This is a genomic window from Kineococcus deserti (assembly GCF_050871945.1).
Classification (GTDB): Bacteria; Actinomycetota; Actinomycetes; order Actinomycetales; family Kineococcaceae; genus Kineococcus.
Window position 1 is genome coordinate 1 of the sequence record NZ_JBJLSI010000038.1, and the last position, 20,457, is coordinate 20,457.

General features: G+C 74.0%; 18 protein-coding genes and 1 tRNA gene. 8 read left to right on the top strand and 11 right to left on the bottom strand.

Features of this window, described 5'->3' with window-relative positions:
- Positions 1-130: 130 nt before the first annotated feature.
- The 3 genes from ACRYR2_RS21510 to ACRYR2_RS21520 all read right to left on the bottom strand — a co-directional run bounded on the left by ACRYR2_RS21510 (position 131) and on the right by ACRYR2_RS21520 (position 1,359).
- Positions 131-766 (bottom strand): CG0192-related protein, encoded by a 636-nt coding sequence (locus ACRYR2_RS21510; protein ID WP_432564937.1) that lies wholly within the window; start codon positions 764-766, stop codon positions 131-133.
- Positions 763-1,191, bottom strand: coding sequence for a PPOX class F420-dependent oxidoreductase (locus ACRYR2_RS21515; RefSeq protein WP_432564938.1), 429 nt, complete (start codon positions 1,189-1,191; stop codon positions 763-765). The genes ACRYR2_RS21510 and ACRYR2_RS21515 overlap by 4 nt, the downstream gene beginning before the upstream one ends.
- Positions 1,192-1,275: 84 nt before the next feature.
- Positions 1,276-1,359 (bottom strand) — tRNA-Leu (locus ACRYR2_RS21520).
- A gap of 143 nt (positions 1,360-1,502) precedes the next feature.
- Here ACRYR2_RS21520 and ACRYR2_RS21525 point away from each other — a divergent pair.
- The 7 genes from ACRYR2_RS21525 to ACRYR2_RS21555 are packed head-to-tail and all read left to right on the top strand — an operon-like array spanning position 1,503 to position 9,723.
- The gene (locus ACRYR2_RS21525; RefSeq protein WP_432564939.1) at positions 1,503-2,207 is read left to right on the top strand and encodes an FhaA domain-containing protein; all 705 of its coding nucleotides are present in this window, start codon (positions 1,503-1,505) and stop codon (positions 2,205-2,207) included.
- Positions 2,208-2,226: 19 nt separating this feature from the next.
- Entirely contained in the window at positions 2,227-2,715 is a 489-nt protein-coding gene (locus tag ACRYR2_RS21530) for an FHA domain-containing protein FhaB/FipA (protein ID WP_432564940.1), read from the top strand.
- Positions 2,716-2,718: 3 nt separating this feature from the next.
- On the top strand, positions 2,719-4,068 hold the full coding sequence (locus tag ACRYR2_RS21535) for a PP2C family protein-serine/threonine phosphatase (RefSeq protein WP_432564941.1): 1,350 nt from the start codon (positions 2,719-2,721) through the stop codon (positions 4,066-4,068).
- Positions 4,068-5,441 (top strand): FtsW/RodA/SpoVE family cell cycle protein, encoded by a 1,374-nt coding sequence (locus tag ACRYR2_RS21540; protein WP_432564942.1) that lies wholly within the window; start codon positions 4,068-4,070, stop codon positions 5,439-5,441. The genes ACRYR2_RS21535 and ACRYR2_RS21540 overlap by 1 nt, the downstream gene beginning before the upstream one ends.
- Positions 5,438-6,898 (top strand): peptidoglycan D,D-transpeptidase FtsI family protein, encoded by a 1,461-nt coding sequence (locus tag ACRYR2_RS21545; protein WP_432564943.1) that lies wholly within the window; start codon positions 5,438-5,440, stop codon positions 6,896-6,898. The genes ACRYR2_RS21540 and ACRYR2_RS21545 overlap by 4 nt, the downstream gene beginning before the upstream one ends.
- Before the next feature lie 42 nt (positions 6,899-6,940).
- Positions 6,941-8,902: a Stk1 family PASTA domain-containing Ser/Thr kinase gene (gene pknB, locus ACRYR2_RS21550; RefSeq protein ID WP_432564944.1), complete on the top strand. Its 1,962-nt coding sequence runs from the start codon at positions 6,941-6,943 to the stop codon at positions 8,900-8,902.
- A complete protein-coding gene (locus tag ACRYR2_RS21555) occupies positions 8,899-9,723 on the top strand; it encodes a metallophosphoesterase family protein (RefSeq protein WP_432564945.1) in 825 nt (274 codons plus the stop codon). The genes pknB and ACRYR2_RS21555 overlap by 4 nt, the downstream gene beginning before the upstream one ends.
- Positions 9,724-9,759: 36 nt before the next feature.
- Here ACRYR2_RS21555 and ACRYR2_RS21560 read toward each other — a convergent pair whose 3' ends face one another.
- Positions 9,760-10,362: a TIGR03086 family metal-binding protein gene (locus ACRYR2_RS21560; protein WP_432564946.1), complete on the bottom strand. Its 603-nt coding sequence runs from the start codon at positions 10,360-10,362 to the stop codon at positions 9,760-9,762.
- Positions 10,363-10,477: 115 nt separating this feature from the next.
- Here ACRYR2_RS21560 and ACRYR2_RS21565 point away from each other — a divergent pair, with 115 nt between their 5' ends.
- Complete coding sequence (locus ACRYR2_RS21565; protein WP_432564947.1) at positions 10,478-10,894, top strand: hypothetical protein; 417 nt, start codon at positions 10,478-10,480, stop codon at positions 10,892-10,894.
- Positions 10,895-10,912: 18 nt separating this feature from the next.
- Here the strand turns inward: ACRYR2_RS21565 and ACRYR2_RS21570 are convergent, their stop codons facing one another.
- The 7 genes from ACRYR2_RS21570 to ACRYR2_RS21600 all read right to left on the bottom strand — a co-directional run bounded on the left by ACRYR2_RS21570 (position 10,913) and on the right by ACRYR2_RS21600 (position 20,386).
- Positions 10,913-11,206, bottom strand: a complete 294-nt coding sequence (locus tag ACRYR2_RS21570; RefSeq protein WP_432564948.1) for a hypothetical protein — start codon at positions 11,204-11,206, stop codon at positions 10,913-10,915.
- A 143-nt stretch (positions 11,207-11,349) separates the two neighbouring features.
- Complete coding sequence (locus tag ACRYR2_RS21575; RefSeq protein ID WP_432564949.1) at positions 11,350-12,036, bottom strand: TetR/AcrR family transcriptional regulator; 687 nt, start codon at positions 12,034-12,036, stop codon at positions 11,350-11,352.
- Positions 12,033-13,709 (bottom strand): allophanate hydrolase, encoded by a 1,677-nt coding sequence (atzF, locus tag ACRYR2_RS21580; protein WP_432564950.1) that lies wholly within the window; start codon positions 13,707-13,709, stop codon positions 12,033-12,035. Before atzF ends, ACRYR2_RS21575 begins: the two co-directional genes overlap by 4 nt.
- Positions 13,706-17,311: an urea carboxylase gene (uca, locus tag ACRYR2_RS21585; RefSeq protein ID WP_432564951.1), complete on the bottom strand. Its 3,606-nt coding sequence runs from the start codon at positions 17,309-17,311 to the stop codon at positions 13,706-13,708. Before uca ends, atzF begins: the two co-directional genes overlap by 4 nt.
- A complete protein-coding gene (locus ACRYR2_RS21590; RefSeq protein WP_432564952.1) occupies positions 17,308-17,979 on the bottom strand; it encodes an urea amidolyase associated protein UAAP2 in 672 nt (223 codons plus the stop codon). The genes uca and ACRYR2_RS21590 overlap by 4 nt, the downstream gene beginning before the upstream one ends.
- The gene (locus tag ACRYR2_RS21595) at positions 17,976-18,806 is read right to left on the bottom strand and encodes an urea amidolyase associated protein UAAP1 (RefSeq protein ID WP_432564953.1); all 831 of its coding nucleotides are present in this window, start codon (positions 18,804-18,806) and stop codon (positions 17,976-17,978) included. The genes ACRYR2_RS21590 and ACRYR2_RS21595 overlap by 4 nt, the downstream gene beginning before the upstream one ends.
- A complete protein-coding gene (locus tag ACRYR2_RS21600; RefSeq protein ID WP_432564954.1) occupies positions 18,803-20,386 on the bottom strand; it encodes an APC family permease in 1,584 nt (527 codons plus the stop codon). The genes ACRYR2_RS21595 and ACRYR2_RS21600 overlap by 4 nt, the downstream gene beginning before the upstream one ends.
- Positions 20,387-20,457 lie beyond the last annotated feature (71 nt).

Sequence of the window (20,457 nt, forward strand, 5' to 3'; positions counted from 1 at the left end):
ACCGCGTACCCGGTCATCGCGCGCGAGGTCACCGCGCGCCGCACCGGGCGCGGACAGGGGTTTGCGCGCGAGGTCACCGCGTACCCGGTCATCGCGCGCGAGGTCACCGCGCGCCGCACCGGGCGCGCCCTCACCCCGCGAGCACGGCCAGGAGGAAGGGCGGGCCGCCGCTCCAGGCGGCGGTGAGCGTCTCCCCCGCCGGGGCCGGCGTCCCCAGCACCCGGATCACCACCAGGTCCCCCACCGCCGTCGAGATCGTCGTCAGCGCACCCGAGGTGCTCGCCCGCACCTCGCGGATCGTCGGCGCGCTCGCCGCCGAGCCGCTGCCACGGGCACCGGCGTGCTTGGCGGCCGGCTCCAGCCGCCCGTCGACCTCCACCTGCAGGTCGGCGTCGGTGCCGCCGGTGGCGACGGCGCGGTGCAGCACGTCGGCGTAGACGGGGTCGGCGACGGCGTCGTAGACCCACCGCCGGCCCAGCACCGAGTGGTCCATGGTCGTGACGAGGTGCTCCTGCGCGCCCTCGAGCGGGGCGCCGCGGTAGGTCAGCGGCGCCTGCAGGACGGGACCGCCGGTCGTGCTGACCAGCAGCGTCTCGACGCCCACCTCCCCGGCCGGGTCGTCGAACCGGAACCGACCGACCTCGACGACCTCGGAGCCGTCGGTCAGTGCGCTCCACGGCTGCCGCGGCAGCCACCGGCGCAGCGCCTCGACCTTGGTGGGACGCAGATCGGCCCGGTGCAGCACCGCCACGTTCCCGACTGTCACCCGGTCTGTCCGTAGACGCGAGCCACTGCGAGTCGGACGACGCGCCGCCGGTCGGCGACCATCGCGCGCCGGTACTCGTCCCAGTCGGGGTGCTCGCCCGCCAGCGCGCGGTACAGCTCGACGAGTTCGGCGACCGTCTCGTCGTCCTCGCGCTCGGCCACCGGCGACAGCGACGCGTCCCCCTCGACGACGGCCCAGCTCCAGAAGTCCGGCGACGTGACGTGCAGGCTCGCCCGCGGATCGCGCTCGAGGTTCCTCGACTTCGCCCGGTCGGCGGTGACCGAGACCCGCACCAGCTCGCGCTGCGGGTCGTAGTGGTGGGTGACGTTGGACAGCTGGGGCCGGCCGTCGCGCTTGAGCGTCACCAGGACGCCGCGGGAGGTGGAGCCGACGAGGTCGAGGAGGGCGTCGCGGGAGTCGGTCATGCCCGGAGCAAGCCGTCCCGGCACCGGATGCTTCCCGGGGAACGACGAAGGCCCCGGTCTGTCGACCGGGGCCTTCGCTGTAAGTGCGCGAGGGGGGAGTTGAACCCCCACGCCCTTTCGGGCACACGGACCTGAACCGTGCGCGTCTGCCTATTCCGCCACTCGCGCTTACCCCTCAACCGTACCAGCCCCGAGAGGGTCCTCACGCCACCCTCACCCGCCACCACCTCGCCCACACGGGCGGGAAGGACGTCCCCGGCTACGATGCCGAAGGCTGGGACAACCGGGACGATCATGGGAGGAGGCCCGACGTGGGAGTGCTCGACCGCTTCGAACGGGGCGTGGAACGTGCCGTCAACGGTGTGTTCGCACGGGCCTTCCGCAGCGAGGTCCAACCCGTCGAGGTCGCCAGCGCGCTGCGCCGCGAGCTCGACGACCGCGCCGCCGTGCTCTCGCGCGGGCGCACGCTCGTGCCGAACAGCTTCATCGTCGAGCTCGGCCAGGCCGACCACGACAAGATCGCCTCCTGGCAGGACACCCTCGCCGACGAGCTGGTCGCCGCCGTCACCCAGCACGCCGAGAAGCAGCGCTACTCCTTCGTCGGCCCGGTGCGGGTGGGCTTCCACGAGGCCGACGACCTGGAGACGGGCGTCTTCCGCGTCCTGTCCTCCACCGTCAAGGGCCGGATCGCCCCGGCCACCCCGCGCACCAGCGACGCGGGACGGCCCCGGCTGGAGGTCGACGGCCGCCAGTACGTCCTGGCCGAGTCGGTCACCGTCATCGGCCGCGGCTCGGAGGCCGACGTCGTCCTGGACGACCCGGGCGTCTCGCGCCGGCACGCCGAGGTCCGGGTGGCTCCGCAGGGCGCGAGGCTGTCCGACCTGAGCTCGACCAACGGGACGTTCGTCGACGGCGAGCGGGTGTCCTCGGTCGACCTGTTCGACGGCGCGGTGGTCACCGTGGGCCGCACCAAGCTGGTGTTCCACGCCGCCCGGCGCGACGAGAGCTGGACGTGATCGTGACGGGGACGGCTCCGTGAGCGAACTGACCCTCACCGTCCTGCGGTTGGGGCTCCTGGCACTGCTGTGGGTGTTCGTCCTGGCGATCGTCGGCGTGCTGCGGGCCGACCTGCTGGGCACGCGCGTCACGGCCCGCCGCACCGAACGCGCCCAGGCCAGGCCCCGGCGCGAACCCGCCGAGCCCGCTCCCGCCGAGCCGGCCCGGCCCAAGCGCGCCACCCTCGTGGTGACCGAGGGGTCCCTGCGCGGCACGACGTTGACGCTGGGCCAGGCCGCCGTCCTCATCGGCCGCGGCGCGGACTGCACCCTCGTCCTGGACGACGAGTACGCCTCGACCAAGCACGTGCGCATCACGCCCAACCCCGCCGGCACCGGCTGGGTCGTGGAGGACCTGCAGTCCACCAACGGCACGACCCTGGGCCGCGACCGCCTGACCGCCCCCGCCCCCTTCGAGCCCGGCACGCCGCTGCGCATCGGCAAGACCGTGCTCGAGCTCCGGAGGTAGCCCGTGGCCATCGCGCTGAACTACGCCGCGCGCTCGGACGTCGGGCTGGGACGCACCACGAACCAGGACTCCGGGTACGCCGGCCCGCACCTGCTCGTCATCGCCGACGGCATGGGCGGGCACGCCGGTGGCGACGTCGCCAGTTCGCTGGCGGTGGGCGAGATGTCGGTCCTGGACGGGGAGTCGCACGGCAGCGACGACGCCGCCCAGCACCTGCACGACGCCCTCGAGTCCGCCAACGCCCAGCTGCGCCGCCGGGTCGAGGCCGAACCGGACCTGGCCGGGATGGGCACGACCGTCACGGCCATCCTGCGCGCGGGCACCCGCCTGGTGCTGGCCCACATCGGCGACTCCCGCGGCTACCTGCTGCGCGACGGGCAGCTGACGCAGCTGACGAAGGACCACAGCTACGTCCAGTCGCTCATCGACGACGGCCGGCTCACCCCCGAGGAGGCCGAACGCCACCCCCAGCGGTCGGTGATCATGCGCGTCCTCACGGGCCGCGCGGACGACGAGGCCGACGTCTCGGTGCGCGAGGCGCGCCCGGGCGACCGGTACCTGCTGTGCAGCGACGGCCTGTCGGGCGTCGTCAGCCACGACACCCTCGCCGAGACCCTGTCGGCCGGGATGGACCCCGACGCCACCTGCCAGCGCCTGGTCGAGCTGGCGCTGCGCGGTGGCGGGCCGGACAACATCTCCTGCGTCGTGGCCGACGTCGTCGAACTCGGTGGCGGCGCTCCCCCCTCGACGACCCCGCAGGTCGTGGGCGCCGCGGCGTTCCACCGTCCCCGTCGCTCCTCGGCCGCGGGGACCCCCGCGGCCCGGGCCGCCGCCCTGCGCGCGGCGGCCGAGGAGTCCGGCGACGATGCGGAGGACGACGATCAGCGGCCCGAGCTGACCGACCGCGAGCGCCGACGCCGGCGGGTGCGGTGGATCGTGGGCCCGGTGCTGCTCGTGCTGCTGCTCGCCGCCGGCGCGCTCGGCGGGTGGCGGTGGAGCCAGCAGCAGTACTTCGTCGGCGCCGACGGCGACTCGGTGGCGATCTACCAGGGGCTCAGCCAGGACATCGGCCCGTTGCAGACCTCGCACGTGCTGGAGACCACCGACATCGCGCTGGCCGACCTGCCCACGACGTGGTCGAACCGGGTCGAGGCGCGCATCACCTCGCGCGACCTGGACGCGGCGCGGGACACCGTCGCCGAGCTGGAGGACCTGGCCGCGGCGTGCCGGGCGGCGACCGCGCCCACGCCCTCCCCGACGGTGGACCCCACGGCGACGGCGACGGCCCCGGCTTCGCCGACGGCGAGTCCCACCCCGACCGTCGCTCCCGAGGACTGCGGAGGTGTCGGCTGATGGCCACCGTGCTGCCCGTCTACCCCACGACCCGGCGCAACGTCGAGCTGCTGCTGGTGGTGCTCGCCGTCGTCATCGCCGGTGGCGCCTGGGCCGTCGTGGGTCTGACCCTCGACGGTTCGCTGCCGCCGAACCTGTTCGCCTACGCCGGTGGCCTGGGCGGGCTGGCGGTGCTGCTGCACCTGCTGCTGCGCTGGCGGGCCAGGCACGCCGACCCGCTGCTGCTGCCCGTCGCCACGCTGCTCAACGGCATCGGGCTGGTGATGATCCACCGGATCGACGTGGCGCTGGACTCCTCGGCGGCCTCGCGCCAGTTCCTGTGGTCGGCGCTGGGGATCGTCGCGGCGGGCGTGGTGCTGGCGTTCGTGCGCGACCACCGCATCCTGCGCCGCTACACCTGGACGGCGGCCGTGGCCGGTCTGGTCCTGCTGCTGCTGCCGCTGGTGCCGGGCCTGGGCCGCACGATCAACGGCGCGCGGATCTGGATCGGCGTGGGCCCGTTCTCCTTCCAGCCGGGTGAGCTGGCGAAGATCTGCCTGGCGGTCTTCTTCGCCGGCTACCTCGTCGTGCACCGCGACGCCCTGTCCCTGACGGGCAAGAAGGTGCTGTTCCTGCAGCTGCCGCGCGCCCGCGACCTCGGGCCGATCCTGCTGGCCTGGGCGGCGAGCATCGGGATCCTGGTGCTGCAGCGTGACCTGGGCACCTCGCTGCTGTTCTTCGGCCTGTTCGTCGCGGTGCTCTACGTCTCGACCGAGCGGGTCAGCTGGATCGTCCTGGGTCTGCTGATGTTCTCGGCCGCGGCGGTGTTCGCCGCCACGACGATGGGTCACGTCCAGGCCCGCGTCGACATCTGGCTGCACCCCTTCACGGCCGAGAACCGCAGCGGCTCCAGCTACCAGCTGGTCCAGGGCCTGTACGGGATGGCCAACGGCGGGCTGCTCGGCACGGGGCTGGGCGAGGGCCGGCCGCAGACCGTGCCGTACGCGAACTCGGACTTCATCTACTCCTCCCTGGGCGAGGAGCTCGGCCTCGTCGGCCTGTTCGCCGTCCTCGTGCTGTACGTCGTGCTCGTCGAGCGGGGTCTGCGCACGGCGATCGGCGTGCGCGACGGGTTCGGCAAGCTGCTCGCCGCGGGCCTGGCCTTCTCGGTCACCCTGCAGGTGTTCGTCGTCGTGGGCGGGGTGACCCGGGTCATCCCGCTGACCGGTCTGACGATGCCGTTCCTGGCCGCCGGCGGCTCCTCGCTGGTGTCGAACTGGATCGTCGTGGCGCTGCTGCTGCGGGTCTCGGACCTGGCGCGCCGCCCGGCCGCGGAGGTCCGCAACGGCCCCGACGGCGACACCGGTGTGACGCAGGCGGTGAGGATCGGGTGAACCGTCCCCTGCGCCGGCTGTCCCTGGTGATGGCCTTCCTGTTCTTCGCGTTGTTCGCCTCGACGACGTGGATCCAGTTCGTCCGCGCCGACGAGCTGAACGCGATGCCGGGCAACTCCCGGCAGCTGTACGCGGAGTTCGGCCGTCAGCGCGGGGCGATCCTCGTCGACGGCGGCGCCGCGATCGCCACGAGCGTGCCCAGCGAGGACCAGTACGAGCGGCAGCGCACCTACCCCGCGGGCGACCTGTACGCGCCGGTCACCGGCTACTACTCGCTGCGCTACGGGACCAGCGGCATCGAGCGCGCGGAGAACGACGTCCTGGCCGGGTCGGCCGACGAGCTGTTCTACCGCAACCTGTCCAGCATCCTGACCGGCGAGCAGCCGCAGGGGGCGTCGGTGACGCTGACGCTGCGCCCCAAGGTGCAGCAGGCGGCCTGGGACGCCCTGGACGGGCGCAAGGGCGCCGTCGTCGCGCTCGACCCCGCGACCGGTGACGTGCTGGCGATGGTCTCCAGCCCCAGCTACGACCCGAACACGCTGGCCAGCCACGACGGCGACGTCGAGGAGCAGGCCTGGACCGCGCTGAACGCCGACGAGGACGACCCGCTGGTCAACCGGGCCACCGGCTCGCTGTACCCGCCGGGGTCGACGTTCAAGCTGGTCACGGCGGCGGCGGCGCTGGAGAGCGGCGACTACACCGCCGACTCCCAGCTCGAGGGGCCCCAGGAGCTGGACCTGCCGCAGACCGACAACACCCTGAAGAACGACGAGGGCACGGCCTGCGGGCCGGGCGACAAGGTGTCGCTGGCCGACGCGCTGAAGATCTCCTGCAACACCGCGTTCGGCTGGCTCGGCGAACAGCTCGGTGCCGACGCCCTGGAGGAGCAGGCGTCGAAGTTCGGGTTCGGGGAGTCGCTGAGCATCCCGACGTCGGTCGCCACCAGCAGCTACCCCACCGGGGACGACGTCGCCGGCCCGCTGCTGGACTACTCCGCCATCGGGCAGGGCAGCGTCGTCTCGACGCCGCTGCAGGTCGCCATGATCTCGGCCGCGATCGCCAACGACGGGGTCGCGATGGAACCGAACCTCATCGCGAACATCCGCGACTCCGACACCCTGGAGGTCATCGAGGAACCCTCGCCGACCGAGCTGGGCCGGGCCGTCAGCACCGACACCGCGCGGACGCTGCAGCAGATGATGGAGCTCGTCGTCTCCGACGGCACCGGGACCCGCGCCCAGATCGACGGGGCGACCGTCGGGGGCAAGACGGGCACCGCCCAGCACGGGGTGGGGCTGCCGCCGTACGCGTGGTTCACCTCGTACGCCGAGCGCGGCGACCAGCAGGTCGCGGTCGCCGTGGTGATCGAGGACGGCGGGTCGACCGAGAGCGCGTACGGGGGGCGGTTGTCCGCCCCGGTCGCCAAGACGGTGATGGAGGCGGCTCTCGGTGAGTGACCGCAGGGTTGAGCAGACGGTTCAGGCAGGACGGGGAGAGCAGTGACGGACACGACGACTGGCCACGGGGTGCCGGCGCCGCGCGTGCTCGGCGGCCGCTACGAGGTCGGAAGCCTGCTCGGACGCGGCGGGATGGCCGAGGTCCACGTCGCCCGTGACACCCGCCTCGGGCGGACGGTCGCGGTCAAGCTGCTGCGCGCCGACCTGGCGCGCGACCCCTCCTTCCAGGCCCGGTTCCGCCGCGAGGCGCAGGCCGCGGCCGGGCTGAACCACCCCTCGATCGTGGCCGTCTACGACACCGGCGCCGAGCAGACCACCGAACCCGGTGGGGGCAGCGTCCAGCTGCCGTGGATCGTCATGGAGTACGTCGAGGGCCGCACCCTGCGCGACGTGCTGCGCACCGACCACCCGCTGGCCATCGACGAGGCGCTGTCGATCACCGAAGGTGTGCTCGGGGCGCTGGAGTACTCCCACCGCAACGGGATCGTCCACCGCGACATCAAACCCGCCAACGTCATGATCACGCCCGCGGGCGAGGTCAAGGTCATGGACTTCGGCATCGCCCGGGCCGTGAGCGACTCCTCGGCGACGCTGACCCAGACCTCGGCGGTCATGGGCACCGCGCAGTACCTGTCGCCCGAGCAGGCCCGCGGTGAGCAGGTCGACTTCCGCAGCGACCTGTACTCCACCGGCTGCCTGCTGTACGAGATCCTCACCGGCCGGCCGCCGTTCGTCGGCGACGCCCCCGTCGCCGTGGCCTACCAGCACGTCTCGGAGCAGCCGCGGCCGCCGTCGGCGCTGGCCCCGCACATCCCGCCGGCCGTCGACCACGTCGTGCTCATGGCGCTGTCGAAGGACCGCGAGCACCGGTACCAGACCGCCGCCGACTTCGCCGACGACCTGCGCCGGGCCGTCGAGGGCCGGCCGCTGCGGGGGGCGAGCTTCGCGCCCACGGCCGCCACCCAGCAGTTCCAGGCCGCCCCGCCGACCACGGTCACCCCGCCGGTCGTGGCGGCCCCGCCGACGGGTGCGCTGCCGCGCGTCGACGACGACGGCATCCCCCCGGAGGAGGAGCGCCGCAAGCGCTGGCCGTGGGTGCTGCTCATCGTCGTGCTCGTGCTGGGCATCGGCGGGGTGGGGTACGCGCTGCTGGACCGCAGCGGCGGCGCGGGAGACCCGGGAGCGACGGCGACGACTCCCGCAGCGGTCGACCTGCCCGACGTCGTCGGGGACGCGCGCGCCGACGCCGAGGCCGAGCTGCAGGACGCCGGACTCGTGCCCGTCGTCACCGAGGCGAACGACGACACGGTCCCGGCCGGGAACGTCGTGAGCACCGACCCGGTCGCCGGGACGTCGGTCACCGTGGGAAGCAACGTCAACGTCGTGGTGTCCTCGGGTCCGGCGGCCATCGCCGTCCCGGACGTGCGGGGGCGCTCGCAGGCCGACGCGCGGGCGGCGCTGACGCAGGCCGGGTTCACGATCGGGGACGTCAACACCGTCGACGACTCCTCGGTCGACGCCAACCTCGTCGTCTCCACCGACCCGGCGGCCAACAGCCAGCAGGCACCGGGCACCGCGATCAACGTCAACATCGCGAGCGGGCAGGTCGAGGTGCCGGACGTCACCGGCCAGACGCTCGACGAGGCGACGCAGACGCTGAACGGCGCCGGCCTGACGGTGAACTCCTCCGAGTCCTCCGACGCCGAGGGCGAACCCGGCACGGTCGTCAGCCAGGACCTCACCGCAGGGACGCGCGTCGAGGTCGGCAGCCGGGTCACCCTCGTCGTGGTCGCGACGCCGACGGCGACGCCGACGGCGACGAGCACGCCGACGTCGACGCCGAGCGGGTCCTCGACCTCGACGAGCACCGCGAGCCCGTCGGGGAGCCGGTCCTCGCAGTCCGACTCCGACGACAACGCGGCGGGGGTCGCCAACGGCAACGGCAACGGGCGTGGGAACGGGAACGGCAACGGCAACGGCAACAGCGACGAGGGCGACGAATGACGCGCATCCTGCACCTGTCCGACACGCACCTCATGGCGGCCGGCGCGCTGCACCAGGGGCTGGTGGACACCACCGCGGCGCTGGGGCACGTGCTGGAGTCGTTGCACGGCATCGGACCCCTCGACGCCGTCGTCGTCTCCGGTGACGTCTCCGACGACGGGACGGTCGCCTCGTACGAGACCGCCCGCGACCTGGTCGGCCCGTTCGCCCGGTCGCACGGCGCGGTGCCGGTGTTCGCGATGGGCAACCACGACCTGCCCGCGGAGTTCACGCAGGTGCTGGGGCCGACCCGGTCGGTGCACGACGTCGACGGGCTGCGGATCGTGGTGCTGGACTCCTCGGTGCCCGCCTGCGGGTACGGGTTCCTCGACGAGGGGCAGCTGGAGTGGCTGCGCTCGGTGCTCGCGACGCCGGCGGCCAAGGGGTCGGTCGTCGTCGTGCACCACTCCCCGCTGCCCGCCCCGACCGTCCTGCACGAGGGGCTGAAGCTGCAGAACCCGGCCGACCTGCTGGCCGCGCTGGCCGGTTCGGACGTGCGGGCCGTGCTGTCCGGGCACTACCACCACCCGTTCGCCGCGACGCTGCGGTCGGGACTGACGGCGCTCGTCGCGCCCGGGGTCGCCAACCGCTGCGACGTCCTCGTGGCGCGCGGGCGCGAGCGGATCGTCCGGGGGCACGGGGCGCTGCTGGTGGAGGTCTCCCCCGACGCCGTGCACGCGACGGTGCTGAGCGTGCCCTCCCCCGGCGACGGCACGGAGCTGTTCGTCCTGGACGAGGCGACGGTCGAGGCGATCGTCGCCAAGGAGGGCGTCCCGGCCTGATCACGCCCTCCTGGGGCCGGCGCGCAGCGCCGGAGATCACGTACGGTCGGCCACCGCCACCGCCGCCTGCGTCCAGCGCGGGTCCCGCCCGGCCATCGCGAGCACCCGCTCGAAGCGGGTCGCGTCCGGCGCCGGGGTGAGCCGCGGCCCGAACAGCCCCTGCCGCGCGGCCGGGTCGTCGGGGATCGCGGCGACGAACTGCTCCACGACCGCCAGGGAGGCCTCGTCGGGGACGTGGGCGCGGCCGGTGGCGACGGCCAGGTCCCAGGCGTGCAGGACCAGTTCGTCCAGCGCGACCGCGCCGGCCTCGGGTGCCGACATCTCCAGGCCGCCGGCCTGCGTCGTCCCCTCCCACGCCGCGGGGTCGGTCCAGGCCGAACCGAGTCCGGTGAGCAGGGCCGGGTAGACGCTCCGCCAGTCCGGCGCCAGGTCCTGCGGCACGACGTCGGGCGGTGGGGCTGCGGTCTGCGGACCGAGGTCCTTGCGGGCGGCGTGGGTGAAGGCCACGGCCAGGCCGCCGATGTGGGTGAGCAGCGCCGCGACCGGACGGTCGACGGGTGTGGGACGGTCCAGGGCGTCCTCGGGGACGTCCTGCACGAGAGCGGCGAGGTCGGCGGCCGCGGGCCGGAGGTCGATCACCCAGGTCGGACCCCGGCGGGCCGCGGAAGTCATCGGCGCGTGCACAGGTGGGTCGGGGGTGGCTGCGCTGTGGACGACCGGCGGGTGCGGGTGCCGCGGGCGGCACGCTGGAACCATGCCGATCCCGCACCGCACCGACCTGCCGCCCGTCCTGACCGCCGCCGACCTCGGCGACCGGTGGCGCCTGCTGGCCACGATCGATCCCCCGCCGGCCAGGGGCGCCGAACTGCGCGTCCAGGTCTTCGACGCGGACGGTCGGCAGGGGTCGGCGCTGATCGTGGTCGAGGACGTCCCCCCGCGGCCCGACGGCTCGTTCGTGGAGAACCTGCTGACCCTGCTCGGGCACGTCGTCGACGACGACACCGCCGGGATCGGCTCGGTCGCGTTCGCGCTGGTGCGGGCGGAGCCGGAGGACGTCCAGCCCGCGGACCTGTCGTGGGCCGGGGAACTCCTCGAGGGGTGCCGTCGACGCGGAACCCGGGCCCGGGGGGTCCACCTGGTCGGTGCCGGTTCCCTCACGCCGCTGGGGTGAACCACCGGCCGGTGTGCGTCAGGCGGGCACCGGCACAGCGGGCCGCGGTCGCGGCGGCATCCGGCGCACGTTCTCCTGCAGGCTGATCCCGCTGATGGCGTCGCACAGCTCGGGCAGCGTGTCGAGCACGGTCTCGGCGACCTCCAGGGGCACGGCCTGCGGGGCGAGGATCGTCACGGTGATCTTCCCGCGGCTGCTCGGGCCCTGGGAGACGAAGCAGCCGGGCACGCGCTCGGCGATCCCGGAGATGAACCCGTTGAGGTCCCGGACGCCGATCGGCCTCGTCGTCTCGATGGCCAGGACTGTCTTCATCGCACTCCCTCGCAGTTCGGTCGGTGGTCCGCGGTGGATCGCCACGCGCGTCTCACCTCCCGCAGCATCGGCAGGCCCGCGGCGGTGCCTCACCCTGCGACGACGAGATCACCCTGAACGGAGCAGGGAGGAACCCGACCGGCCTACCGGCTCACGGAGCGCAGCGGAACCCGCAGGCCGGCCCGGACCCGTGCCCCCTCCCGCGCGGCCATCGCCGCGCGAGAGCCGGTGACGCCGACGGCCCCCAGGCACGCGGCGGCGACCTGGTCGGCCACGTCGTGGGTGCGCGGCAGGGTGGCGACCATCTCGACCAGGTGCAGGCAGGCCGCGCCGAGCACCTGCGCGGACGCGGGGTGACCGGCCGGCACGAGGTCGGCCGCCAGCTCGGTGTAGACGGCCTGCAGCTGCCGGCGGTGCTCGCGGAACTCCTCGAAGCGCGGCTGCTGCACCTCGGGGGCCACGTACAGCGCGGCGATGCCCAGCGGCCCCGCCAGCAGCGTGCCCACGTCCACGACGACGAGCGCGTGCAGGGCGGCGGCCGGGTCGGGGGCCGCGGACCGGACGGCGTCGGCCAGGTCCAACGTGGGCCGGACCGACGCCTCCAGCAGTTCGGCGAGGATCTCGTCCTTGCCGGCGAAGTGGTGGTACAGCGAGGCCTGCCGGATCCCGACGCGGTCGGCGATGGCCCGGGTGGACGTCGCGGCGAACCCGGACTCGCCGAACAGCGCGGCCGCCGCGTCGAGGATCTCCTGACGCGGGGTCCGCCCGTCGTCGCCGGCGCCCCGCGTACGGGGCCGGCCGACCCGTCCGGTCCCCGTCCGCCCGCTCACACCGGGGATGCTGCCACGGGCCCGGTCAGCCCGGCGCGACGGGCGGCCGGCCAGGACCCGAACGCGGTGATCTCCCGCGACCCCGCGACGGCGGCGGGCTCGGCGAGGAAGCCGCGCACGACCCGGCCGTCGGCCAGCGTCACCGCGCCGATGGTCATGGGCTGGGGCAGGGCGGCGGTGAAGGCGCCGAACCCGCTCGCGGGCAGCCGCCAGACCTCCCCCTCGATCGACGCCCCGTCCTGCTCGCGCAGCATCCCGGGTTTGGGCGGGACGGTGTCCAGGGCGAACAGCCGGTACTGCGGGGCGGTCGCGGCGGGTCCCACCAGCGTCGCCCCCGCGGCGACGAGTTCGTGGTTCAGCGGGTGCCCGGTCAGGTGGGCGCCGACGACGAGCAGGTCGACGGCCTGGTCGGCCCAGCGGGCGGCCAGCGCGGCCAGGGCCCGGTCGCTGAAGGCCGGTCCGGTCAGCATGACCCCGAACGGCAGCCCGTCGACCGTCCCGGCCGGAACGGCCAGGGAGGCCATGTCGAGCAGGTTGGCGAAGTTCGTGAACCGGCCCATCCGCGAGTTCGCGCCGACCGGGTCGGCGGCCACCTGCGCCAGCGTGGGGTGCCACGTCGTGGTCGGGGTGAGCAGGGCCGTGGTCCCGGCCAGCAGCTCCCGGGCCCGGGCCCCGAGGTGGTCGAGCCGTTCCCGGTCGCGGAAGACGTCCACCGCGGTGACGGCCTCACCGGCCCGGACGATGCCGGCGACGGTCGGGTCCAGGTCGGTGCCGACGAGGTCGGCGTGCTGCGCGATGTGCGCGCCGACGGCCGCGGTGCGCTCGGCGACGAAGGCGCCGCCGTACAGGAGTTCGGCCGCCTCCAGCAGCGGGGCGATGTCCACCTCGACGACCTCGGCGCCGGTGGCCCGGACGCGGTCGACGTACCGGGCGAACGCCTGCGCCCAGCCGTCGGCCATCCCGGTGAGGTGCTCGGGTGTGGGGACGGCGATGCGCGGGGTCGCCGGGGCGGCGGGGAACGCCTCGACCGGGCGGGCGATCGGGTCCCGGCCGTCGGGGCCCTGGAGGGTCTCGGCGACCCGGCGGGCCAGGTCGAGGTCGCGGGCGAACACCGTCACGCAGTCGAGGCTGCGGCAGGCCGGCACGACCCCGGAGTTCGGGACGAGCCCGCGGGTGGGTTTGACGCCGACGATCCCGTGCAGCGCGGCCGGCACCCGGCCCGACCCGGCGGTGTCGGTGCCCAGGGCGACGTCGACGAGGCCGAGCGCGACGGCCACGGCCGACCCGGAACTGGACCCGCCGGAGATGCGGTCGGGAGCGAACGCGTGGCGGACGGCGCCGTGCGGGCTGCGGGTCCCCACGAGCCCGGTCGCGAACTGGTCCAGGTTCGTCTTGCCCAGCACCAGCGCCCCCGCGGCCCGCAACCGCGCGACGGCCGTGGAGTCCTGCTCCGGGGTGTGGGCGAAGGACGGCGCCGCGGCGGTGGTCGGCAGCCCGGCGACGTCGATGTTGTCCTTGACGGCGACGAGCAGCCCGGCCAGGGGTGCGGCCGGGTCGATCGTCGCGGCCTCGGCCAGGACGTCCTCCAGCGGCCGCAGGGAGATCCAGACCTCCGGGCGGTCGGCGTCGGCGATGCGGGCGTAGGCCCGCCGGACCTTCAGTTCGATGCTCACGCGGCGGAGCCTTCCTGCGGACGGACGGCGAACAGGACCTGACCGGCGGTGACGGCCTCGCCGGGTTTGACGTAGACCTCGAGCAGTTCCCCGGCGACCGGTGCGGTCACGGCGGTCTCCATCTTCATGGCCTCCAGGGCCAGGACGCGCTCGCCCTCGGCGAGGCTCGCGCCGGGGTCGGCCGACACCTGCCAGACGGTCGCCGCGAACGGGGCCTCGACCCCGATCGCGCCGGCGGGCAGGTCGACGGGCCCGGCCGCGACGGTCGCGGCGGGTTCGGGACGGACGTCGAACTCCCCCGAGGCCCGCCACGCGGTCTTCTCGGCCTCGAACGCGGCGGTCTGCGTCGCGCGGAACGCCTCGATGCTCTCGGCGTTCTCGGCCAGGAACCGCTCGTGCTCGGCGAGGGAGAACGTGCCCTCCTCGGTGTCGACGACACCGCGGCCGGCGTCGGTCTCGGCGCGCAGTTCGAGCAGTTCCTCGGCCGAGACGGGGTACCACTCGATGCGGTCGAAGAACCGCAGCGCCCACGGGTTCTCCTCGAACAGCCCGCCGCGGCGGAAGCGGTTCCAGATCTGGGTGGTCCGGCCGACGAACTGGTACCCGCCGGGGCCCTCCATGCCGTAGATGCACAGGTACGCGCCGCCGATGCCGACGGAGTTCTCCGCCGTCCACGTCCGCGCCGGGTTGTACTTGGTGGTGACCAGGCGGTGCCGGGGGTCCAGCGGCGTCGCCACCGGCGCGCCGAGGTAGACGTCCCCCAGGCCCAGGACGAGGTAGCTGGCGTCGAACACCGTGCGGAACACGTCGTCGACCGAGTCCAGGCCGTTGACGCGGCGGATGAACTCCAGGTTGGACGGGGTCCACGGTGCGTCGTCGCGGACGCCGGCCATGTACCGCTCGATGGCGAGGTGGGTCGCGGGGTCGTCCCAGGACAGCGGCAACCGCACCCGGCGGGACGGCACGACGAGGTCGCTCGTCGGGGGCAGCGCGTCGTCGAGTTCGCGCAGCAACCCCACGAGCTGCGAGGCCCGCAGCACCGACGCGTCGGTGTGCACCTGCAGCGACCGGATGCCCGGGGTGATGTCCAGGATCCCGGCGGGGCGGTTCTCCTCCAGCGCCCGCATCAGGGCGTGCACGCGCATCCGCAGGCCCAGGTCGAGGACCATGTCGCCGAACTCGACGAGGACGTTGTCGTCACCGTCGCGGCGGTACGTCGTCGCCGGGCGGCCGGGGGTCGCCGGGACGCGGGCGAGGATCCCGTCGTCACCGTCACCGCCGGAGGCCGGGTCCGCACGCCGGAGCCGGGGCCTCGCGGCCTCCTCCTCGCGGACGGGCAGGAAGCGCACCCGGTCGCCGGGGCGCAACTGCCCCAGCTTCCACAGCTCACCGGAGGTGACGACGGCGGGGCAGACGAAACCGCCCAGCGACGGCCCGTCGGGGCCGAGCAGGATCGGGGTGTCGCCCGTGAAGTCGATCGCGCCGACGGCGTAGGGGGTGTCGTGGATGTTCGAGGGGTGCAGACCGGCCTCGCCACCGTCGGTGCGCGCCCACCGGGGCCGGGGGCCGATGAGGCGGACCCCCGTGCGGGCGGAGTTCAGGTGGACCTCGTAGTCGGTGGCGTAGAACTCGTCGAGGTCGGCGCGGGTGAAGAACTCCGGGGCGCCGTGCGGTCCCTCGGTGACGCCGATCGTCCACTCGTGCGTGTACTCGGGTCGCCGGTCGGCCGGCACCGGACCGGCGATGGTCGTGAACCCCTCACCCTCCGGAACGCCGGGGCGCAGGACGTCACCGGCCTGCAGCGCGCGGCCGCCGTGGCCGCCGAAACCGCCGAGCGTGAACGTCGACGCGCTGCCGAGGTAGCGGGGGACGTCGAGCCCGCCGCGCACGGCCAGGGCCATCCGCAACCCCGGCCCGGCGGCCGTCCCGATCGACAGCGTCGCGCCGGCCGGAACCTCGACGGGTTCCCACATCGGGTGTGCGACCCCGTCGACCGTCACCTCGGCCGGTGCGCCGGTGACGCACACGACGGTGTCGGTGGAGAACTTCAGGGTCGGGCCCGTCGCGGTGATCTCCAGGCCGGGCGCACCGACGGGGTTCCCGACGGCGAGGTTGGCCTCGCGCAGCGACCACGGGTCCATCGGACCCGACGGCGGAACCCCGACCTGCCAGTGACCGAGGCGGCCCGGCAGGTCCTGCACGGTCGTCATCGCGCCCGGGCTGACGACGTCGATGCGCGGGTCGGGATCGTCGGTGACGTCGAGGGTCGAGGTGGAGTGGGTGGCCGAGCGCAGCGGCAGGTCGTCGACGAGCGAGCGCAGCAGGCCGAGGTTCGTCACGACGCCGTCGACGCGGGAACCGGTCAGGGCCTCGCCGAGCAGGTCCAGCGCGGCGTCGCGGCCGGGGGCGGCCGCGATGACCTTGGCCAGCATCGGGTCGTAGAACGGGGTGATCTCCGAGCCCGTCTCGACCCAGCCGTCGACGCGGACACCGGACAGCTCGGCGAACTGCGCGTTGGTCACCAGGCCGGGGCTGGGGGCGTTCTGCCTGGCCGGGTCCTCGGCGTAGACGCGGGCCTCGACGGCGACACCGGTCGCGCTCCACTCGCGGTCGAAGACGTCCGCCACCGTCGGGTCGTGGCGGCCGTCGCGGGCCAGCCGCAGCATGAGGTCGACGAGGTCGACGCCGTAGGCGAGTTCGGTGACCGGGTGCTCGACCTGCAGGCGGGTGTTGACCTCCAGGAACGCGGCCTCCTCGCGGACCGGGTCGTAGACGAACTCGACCGTGCCGGCCGAGCGGTAGCGCACCGAGGCCATGAGCTCGGCCGCGGTCGAGGCGATCTGCGCGCGGACGTGCGCGGGCAGCGCCGGGGCGGGCGCCTCCTCGATCACCTTCTGGTTGCGGCGCTGCAGCGAGCAGTCGCGGTCGCCGATCACGGCGATGCGGCCGTGGCCGTCGCCGAACACCTGCACCTCGACGTGCCGGGCCGGGCGCACGAGGCGTTCCAGGAACACCCCGGCCGAGCCGAAGTTCGCGCTGGCCTGGCGCACGACGCGGTCGTAGGCCTCGCGGACCTCCTCGGCGGTGGAGCAGGCCTGCATGCCGATGCCGCCGCCCCCGCCGGTGGCCTTGAGCATCACGGGCAGCCCGATCCGCTGGGCCGCGGCGACGGCCTCGTCGGCGCTCGGCAGGAGGCCGGTGCCGGCGAGCATGGGGACGCCGGCGCGACCGGCCAGTTCGCGGGCCGTGTGCTTGGAGCCGAAGGCGGTGATCTGCTCCGGCGTCGGCCCGACGAACGCGATGCCGGCGTCCTCGCAGGACCGGGCGAAGTCGACGTTCTCGGACAGGAACCCGTACCCGGGGTGGACGGCGCCCGCACCGGTGGCCAGGGCGGCCTCCAGGAGGGCGTCGGTGCGCAGGTAGGACTCGCGGGCGGGGGCCGGGCCGAGCCGGACGGCGGTGTCGGCCTCACGCACGTGCGGGGCGGCGCGGTCGGCGTCGGAGTACACGGCGACGGTCTTGAGGCCCAGGTTCCGGGCCGAACGCAGGATGCGGCGGGCGATCTCGCCGCGGTTGGCGACGAGCAGGGTGTCGAAGCTCATGCGGGCTCTCCCGTCGGCGCCGTCACGATCGTGCGCAGGGGCGTGGGGTTGAAGTCGTTGCAGGGGTTGTTGACCTGCGGGCAGTTGGAGATCACGACGAGCAGGTCGACCTCGGCGCGGAAGGCGACGCGCTTGCCGGGGGCGGAGATGCCGTCGACGATGCCGAGGGTCCCGTCGGCCTCGACGGGGACGTTCATGAACCAGTTGAGGTTGGAGACGAGGTCGCGCGCGGACAGGCCGCGGCGGGCGCCCTCGGCCAGGAAGTTCTCCCGGCAGCCGTGCTGGTGCTCGGTGTGGTGGCCGTACCGCAGCGTGTTCGACTCCTTGCCGCAGGCGCCGCCGATGGTGTCCTGGCGTTCGACCTCGTTGGCCACGACGGTGGCCAGCGGGGTGCCGTACTGGCTGCGCAGCACGGTGCCGGTGCGGACGTAGGCGTTGCCCTGCCAGGCGAGGGTGTCGGGAACGCTGTACCGCTCGGAGCGGTCGGCGTCGGCGAACAGCAGGCAGTCCGCGGACTGGTTGCCGCCGACGTCGACGATCGTCAGGACGTGACCGGCGCGCACGACGGCCGACCAGGGGGCGCGGGCGGCGATGCGGTCGTCGAGGACGACCTCGCCGTCGACGAGGGGGCCGCTCCAGTCCAGGACGGTCTCTTCGATGGTGGTCACAGTCCTCGCGCCTCCGCGTGGTCGATCGTGTTCAGGTACGCGCGGTGCAGTTCGGGAGTCCGGGTGAACCGCTCGTCGGCCGGTCCGGTGGGTTCGGCGCGCCACGCGTGGACGCGCAACGGGCCGACGGTGAACTCCGGTCGCGGGTCCAGCGGGTGCGCGGTGTTGGCGACCAGGACGATCAGCGGGAGTTCGGCGAGCAGGTCGACCTCGGCTCCCGCACCGGCCGAGCCGAGCCAGCGGAAACCCCCGTCGGCCTCGACGCGGACACCCTGGAAGAAACCCACGCTCGGCGGCAGGTCGCGCGGCCCCAGTCCCTGCTTCGACGCGGCGAGGGTGAGCAGGGCACGTCCCGACGGGCTCGGCCCCTCGGGCGCGGCGTCGCCGTACGTGCGGAGGTTCCACGCGTCGGAGGTGGTGCCGCAGAACGCGTCGTGCCTGCCCGACGTGTCGCGCACGATCGTCGCGAGGACCCGCCCGTCACCCGACAGCAGCGGGTGGCCCTCCCCGAGGTAGGCCTGCCACGGGACCTTCTGGGTGTCGGCGACGTTCAGCCGTTCCCACGGGGCGACCGCGGAGAACAGCAGGACGTTCGCGCACGCGTCACCCGTGACGTCGGAGAAACGGATCCGGGTTCCCCGGGCGACGACCTTGGAGGTGTACCCACCGGGGGCGACGGTCTCGGCCCAGGTGAGGGTCGCGGGGTCGACGCCGGCGGGGGCGAACGGGGAACCGGAGGCGGGCAGGTAGGGCATCCAGTCGGACTGCGTGCCGGCCTGGGCGCGGGCGTCGTCGCGGGCGGCGAAGACGGTGGCGGTGTTCCTCATGCGGGTTCCTCCACGGGGGCGGGCTGCTGCGGGGCGCGGACCTGCAGCGCACCCAGGACGATCGGGCCGCCGTGGCGGACCCGGTTGCGGCGGTGGACGAAGAAGCCGATGACGAGGGCGCCGGCGATCGACAGCAGCGCGCTGTACTGCAACCACCAGGTGCCGTCGGTGAGGTCGTACACGCTGGCGCGCGGCCAGGCGAGGTTGACGACCATGACGATCTGGTAGACGACGGCCAGGGCGTTGACGAGAACTCCCCAGCGGCCCAGGGAGAACAGCGGCTTTCCGAACTCGTCGACGCCGCCGGGCAGCTCCCCGCGCAGCCGGCGCACCAGCAGGGGCAGCGTCACCCCGAGGTAGGCCAGGTAGATCATGGCGATGCACAGGCTGGCCAGCGCGGTGAACACCGCGCTTTGGTTCCAGTTCACCGCCAGGGCGATCGCCGCGCCGACGCCGACGAGGACGGCGGCACCGACGGGGGTTCCGGTGCGCGGGGAGACCCGGCCGAGGACCTGCGCGAACGGGAACGCACGTTCCCTGGCCATCGAGTAGACCATCCGGGAACCCGACGTCTGGACCGCGAGGGTGCAGACGACGACCGCCACCGCGACGCTGGCCAGCAGCAACCGGCCGCCGACGTCGCCGAGCCGGGCGGTGAGGACGTGGGCCAGGCCGCCGGCGGCCAGTTCCCCGTCGAGCAGGCTCGGCGCGGCGATGACGCCGCCGACGAGGATGAGGGCGCCGCCGATCCCGGAGACGATCAGCGCGCGCAGGATGGTGCGCGGGGTGGTGGCCCGCGGCGCCCGGGTCTCCTCCGACAGTTCACCCGCGGAGTCGAACCCGACCATGACGTAGGCGGCCATCAGGGAACTGGCCAGCCAGAGGAAGAGGTAGTTCCCCTCCCCCGCACCGGTCGTCGTGACGACCACGGCGGGACTGCGTTCGGCGTGGCTGAACAGCGCGACGACCAGGGCGACGACGCCGACGATCTCGACGACGACCCCGGCCGAGGTGATGATCGCCATCAGCCGGACGCCGATCACGTTGATCGCGGTCGTCAGGACGAGCAGCGCGACGCCCAGGACGACGGCGTTCTGGGCACCGGTCGCCGACGTGGGGGAACTGTCGGCCGCGGGTCCCCCGACGACCTGGAAACCCGACCAGATCGTGGGCAGCACGGCCTGCAGCGCGATCGCGGCGGTGGCGACGGTGAGGACCTGCCCGATGACCATGATCCACCCGGTGAACCAGCCGAAGTCGGTACCGGCCAGCCGGCTCGACCACTGGAACACCGAACCGGAGATGGGGAACCGCGCGGCGAGTTCGGCGAAGCACAGGGCGACGAGCAGCTGCCCGGCGAACACGACCGGCCAGGTCCAGAAGAACCCGGCTCCGCCGAACCCGAACCCCAGGCCGAAGAGCTGGAAGACGGTGGTGAGGATCGAGACGAACGAGAAACCCGCGGCGAAGGAGGCGAAGGGGCCGACGTCGCGGCGCAGCTGCTGGCCGTAGCCGAAGCGGCCGAGGTCGCTGCTGTCCGGCGCCGCGTCGGGGCGCGGACGTGGAGCGGGAACGGACATCGTCGGTCCCTCCGGTCGGTCTGTCGTCGAATACCTGTCGATTGACAGGTATGGAGACGAGTCTGGCCAAC

What these genes read in the sequence shown, in the direction of transcription:
- uca (WP_432564951.1), bottom strand. Translation starts at nt 17,311, where the DNA reads ATGAGCTTCGACACCCTGCTCGTCGCCAACCGCGGCGAGATCGCCCGC.
- ACRYR2_RS21565 (WP_432564947.1), top strand. Translation starts at nt 10,478, where the DNA reads ATGCCGATCCCGCACCGCACCGACCTGCCGCCCGTCCTGACCGCCGCC.
- ACRYR2_RS21600 (WP_432564954.1), bottom strand. Translation starts at nt 20,386, where the DNA reads ATGTCCGTTCCCGCTCCACGTCCGCGCCCCGACGCGGCGCCGGACAGC.
- ACRYR2_RS21515 (WP_432564938.1), bottom strand. Translation starts at nt 1,191, where the DNA reads ATGACCGACTCCCGCGACGCCCTCCTCGACCTCGTCGGCTCCACCTCC.
- ACRYR2_RS21595 (WP_432564953.1), bottom strand. Translation starts at nt 18,806, where the DNA reads ATGAGGAACACCGCCACCGTCTTCGCCGCCCGCGACGACGCCCGCGCC.
- ACRYR2_RS21570 (WP_432564948.1), bottom strand. Translation starts at nt 11,206, where the DNA reads ATGAAGACAGTCCTGGCCATCGAGACGACGAGGCCGATCGGCGTCCGG.
- ACRYR2_RS21540 (WP_432564942.1), top strand. Translation starts at nt 4,068, where the DNA reads ATGGCCACCGTGCTGCCCGTCTACCCCACGACCCGGCGCAACGTCGAG.
- ACRYR2_RS21555 (WP_432564945.1), top strand. Translation starts at nt 8,899, where the DNA reads ATGACGCGCATCCTGCACCTGTCCGACACGCACCTCATGGCGGCCGGC.